Annotated in this window: 2 protein-coding genes and 1 pseudogene; all 3 read right to left on the bottom strand. The window is 72.9% G+C overall.

The window, feature by feature from the left end; all coding sequences use genetic code 11:
- A partial coding sequence (locus tag K353_RS33500; protein WP_111557241.1) for a roadblock/LC7 domain-containing protein occupies positions 1-327 on the bottom strand: 327 nt, incomplete at its 3' end.
- 10 nt (positions 328-337) lie between these two features.
- Positions 338-3,850: a nitrate- and nitrite sensing domain-containing protein gene (locus tag K353_RS33495; protein WP_233533999.1), complete on the bottom strand. Its 3,513-nt coding sequence runs from the start codon at positions 3,848-3,850 to the stop codon at positions 338-340.
- Between the two features lie 319 nt (positions 3,851-4,169).
- A pseudogene (locus K353_RS33490) lies at positions 4,170-4,257 on the bottom strand (ATP-binding protein); the annotation flags it as partial.

The raw sequence follows: 4,257 nt of genomic DNA, 5'->3' as shown, positions 1-4,257 counted from the left end.
GCCGACGAGACCGATGTCGGAGTCCGGCGAGGCGAGCACCGCGAGCGCGGAGCCGTCGCTGACCGCCATCAGGAACAGGAAGCCCCGCTCCATCTCGACCACGGTCTGGGTCACGTCGCCGCCCTCGAAGATGCGGCTGGCGCCGGAGGTCAGCGAGGTCAGTCCGGAGGCGACGGCGGCCAGCTGGTCGGCGCGGTCCCGGGGGAAGCCCTCCGACATGCACAGCAGCAGACCGTCGGCGGAGACCACCACGGTGTGGGACACCCCGGGGGTGTTGTCCACGAAATTGGTGATCAGCCAGTTCAGGTTCTGTGCGGCCTGGCTCATCTGGGTCAACTCAACGCTCCTGCTGGTTCGAGCCGCCGAAGAGATCGGTGCTGCTGTTGTGCGGTTCATCACCGTACGCCCCCTGGTCGGGGTCGATCCGGAAACTACCGGTGGTACCGGGGTCGCCGCCGGCCTGGCGGCCCTGCTCGACGCCGCGGCGCAGGTTGGTCAGGCGGCCGCGGACCTCGTTCGGGTCCCGGGAGACCTGCGGCCCCTCCTGCGGGGTGGTCCGGGCGTTGCCCGGCACCAGGTTCTGGCGCGGCACCCGGCGCGGCAGGCCCGAGGGGGTCGTGCCGGCCGAGGAGGGCTCGCGGAGCTTCTCCGCGCGCTGCCAGCCGTCGTCGTTCGGCGACTCCCACTCGCTGGGCGCCGCGGTCGGACCGGTCGGCCCGTAGCCGCCCAGCGCCGACACGTCGTGCCCGCGCGGCTCGGCCGACGCCGAGGTGTCCTTCGCGCCGGTGAACCAGTTCGGGGTCTCGCCGTCCGCCGCCCGGCCCGCGCCGCCGCCGCCCGCCAGCTGCTGGCCCGGCCGCCGCTGCGGCAGCGCGCCGCCCGGCTGCTGCTCCGCGGCCGGACGGGCCGGCGGCAGGGCCGGCAGCTCCTCCGCGGGGTACGGGTGCCCGGCGGGCTCCTCGTAGCCGTAGTCCTGCTGCTGGTACCCGTCGGCGTACGGGGCCTGCGGGTACGGCCCGTCGGCGTACTGCTGCCCGTCGTCGTACCGCTGCCCGTCGTACTGCCCGTCGCCGTAGCCCGGCCGGTACGCCTCGGCGTACTGCTGCTCGTCGCCGTAGCCGGCCTGCTGCGGGTACGGCCCGGGGGCGTACGGCTCGTCGGCGTACTGCGCGGGCGCGTACGGGTCGGCGGGGTAGCCGTAGGCGTCGTCCTGCGGGGCCTGCTGCGGCTCGAAGGGCCGGCCGTAGGCGTCCGCCTCGGGGCGCCGGTACGGGTCGTCCTGGGGCCGCTGGTAGCCGCCCGCGTCCGGCTCCGGGTACTGCTCGCGGTAGCCGTCCTCGGGGTGGCCCGGCTCGCCGTAGGGCGACTCCAGGACCTCCGCCTCCATCGGCTCCCCGGCGGCGCTCGGGCCGGCCTCCAGGGCGGCCCGGCGGCGCTCCTCCAGGCGCTGGGAGCGCTGCATGGACTCCAGCGCGGGGGAGAAGCCGTTGCCGGGCACGGCGCCGCGGGCGGGCAGGTGGTCGTCGAAGCCGAGTTCGGCGGCGGTGCGCTCCTGGCCCTCGAAGGCCCACTCGGCGGCCGGCTCCTGCTCGGCGAAGATCCGGGAGACCGTGAACTCCTCGGCCTGCGGCTCCGGCGCCGTCATGCCCAGCTGGGTGAGCTGCTGCGGCAGCATGACCAGCGAGGTGGTGCCGGCCGACTCGCCGGAGGGGCGCAGCTGCACCCGGATGTCGTGCCGCTGGGACAGCCGGCCGACCACGAACAGGCCCATCCGGCGGGAGATGGTGGCGTCGACGGTGGGCGGCTCGGCCAGCTTCTCGTTGATCTCGGCGAAGTCCTCGGCGGTCAGGCCGATGCCCTTGTCGTGGATCTCGACCAGCACCCGGCCGTCCGGCAGCCGGGTCGCGTTGACCAGCACCCGGGTCTGCGGGGAGGAGAACGAGGTGGCGTTCTCCAGCAGCTCGGCGAGCAGGTGGACGAGGTCGGTCACGGCGGGGCCGACCACGTCGGCCTCGGGGATGCCGGCCAGTTCGATCCGCTCGTAGTGCTCCACCTCGGAGGCCGCGGCGCGCAGCACGTCGACCAGCGGCACCGGGGTGTTCCAGCGGCGGCCGGGCTCCTCGCCCGCGAGGACGAGGAGGTTCTCGCCGTTGCGGCGCATGCGGGTCGCGAGGTGGTCCAGCTTGAAGAGGTTCTCCAGCTGGTCCGGGTCGCCTTCGTTGTTCTCCAGGTCGGTGATCAGCGCCAGCTGGCGCTGGATCAGGCCCTGGCTGCGGCGCGACAGGTTGGTGAAGATCGCGTTGACGTTCCCTCGCAGCAGCGCCTGCTCGGCGGCCAGCGAGACGGCCTGCTGGTGGACCTGGTCGAAGGCGCGGGCGACCTCGCCGATCTCGTCCCGGCCGTGCAGCGGGATCGGGCTGACCGAGGTGTCGACCCGTTCCGGGTCGGTCTTGGAGAGCTTGTCGACCAGCTCCGGCAGGCGGTGGTTGGCGATGTCGAGCGCGGCGGTGTTCAGGGTCCGCATGCCGAGGATCATCGAGCGGGCGATGTAGCCGGTAAGCAGACCGGCCAGCACCAGCGAGGCGACCACGATCAGCGAGTTGAGCACCCAGTCGGTGAAGGCCCGGTCCTTGATGCCCTGGGCCTCGCCGACGACCTGGCCGAGCAGGTCGGTCTCGGCGGAGCGCAGCGCGCTCATGTGGCTCTTGGTGGCCTGGTCCCACAGCGGGCGGGTCAGGCCGTCCCTGCCGACCTGGTCGATGATCTTGGCGGCGTTGTCGCCGCCGCCCGAGGTGCTGGACAGCTGGCCGGCGTAGGACATGCCGACCGCGAGCAGGCCGTCCATGGTGGGCAGGCTGTGGCCGTCGGGCATCCGCAGCGGCAGGCGCTGGTCGGCGGTGGCCTGGTCCACCAGGGCGTCCGAGTAGACCTTGAGCTCGGACTCGTCGGAGGCGGTGTTGAACTCGCTGAGCGCGGTCTGCTCCAGGCGGGAGGCGACCACCAGCGACTGGATCAGGTCCTCGCCCTCGTGGCCGTCCACGCCGCCGACGCCGAGGCCGACGAGCAGCTGGAGCATCAGCGCGCGCTGGGTCGAGGCGGACGCCTTGGCCAGCGACATCGCGTAGATCGCGCGGCCCTTGGAGGTGACGTTGGTGGAGCCGAAGCCGACCGAGTTGTCCACCGCCAGCAGCGGCGCGAAGATCAGCGAGTAGGCGTTGGCGGTCGCGGTCGCGAACAGCTCCGGCTTGTACGCGTTGGCGCGCAGGTGCGGCAGGTACGCCACCGCCGCCTGGAACTGGTCGTTGCGGCGCGCCATGGTGGCGTCGCCCTTGATCGCGTGGAACGCGTCGTTGTAGCCCTTCAGGGCCTCGTCGGTCTTGTCCCGGAGCTTCTTGACCTCGCCCTGGTCGCCCTGCCCGGCGAGCAGCGGCACCAGGGTCTCGTCGCGCTCCTGCTCCAGCGCGTCGGCCAGTTTGGTGGCGGCGCTGGCCAGGTTGGCGATGCGCACCGCCCGGTCGGCCTGGTTGTAGTCGTCCAGCGAGGTGTTGACGCGCAGGCCGCCGAAGACCAGCGCGATGATGACCGGGATGACCAGGATGGCCACCAGCCGGGTCGGCACGCGCCAGTTCAGCGGGGACAGGAAGTCGTACCGGCCGCCGCGGCGCGGGGCCTCCTCGGCGGGTCCGGGGCGCGCGGCCGGCTCGGTGGCGGCGGGGCGGGCCTGCTCGGCGCGCTCGCGCTCCCCGGGCGCGGTGAACGCGGAGAACTGACCGGTGGTCGGGCCGCTACCCGGGTCCTGCTGGCGGGGCTCGGAGCGCCGCTGAGGGGTGACTGGCTGCTTACGCCTCACTCGACAACAACCTCTCGACCGACTGGCGGCCATGGATCTATCCGGCGGCTACCCCCCGGCGGGCCGCGGCCCGCGTGGGTCCTACGGGGTAGCTGGAATTCCAACACGAGCCGGTGGGCCGGACAAACGGCCCCTCCGCCCCGAGCGCCAGGGGTGGAAAACGGACATAACTGGTTGAAATCCCGCAAACTTCAAGGTCATTGGGGCGGACCGGGTTCGGGCGGCTACGCACGGTCAGACCGGCCCGGCAAATGCCTACCGAACTGTTACCGGGGGACGCGAACCATTCCTGGCGCGCGCCCCCGGCCGGGTCGGGCCTTCATCGGAGTCGGGCGAGGAGGGCGTGTTCGACGAGGGTGATGAGGGCGCTCTTGGCGCTGTCGCGGCGTCGGGCGTCGAGGGTGATG

The sequence above is a fragment of the Kitasatospora sp. SolWspMP-SS2h genome (genome assembly GCF_003259315.1).
GTDB lineage: Bacteria > Actinomycetota > Actinomycetes > Streptomycetales > Streptomycetaceae > Kitasatospora > Kitasatospora fiedleri.
This window is presented reverse-complemented; position numbering and strand designations above follow the sequence as displayed.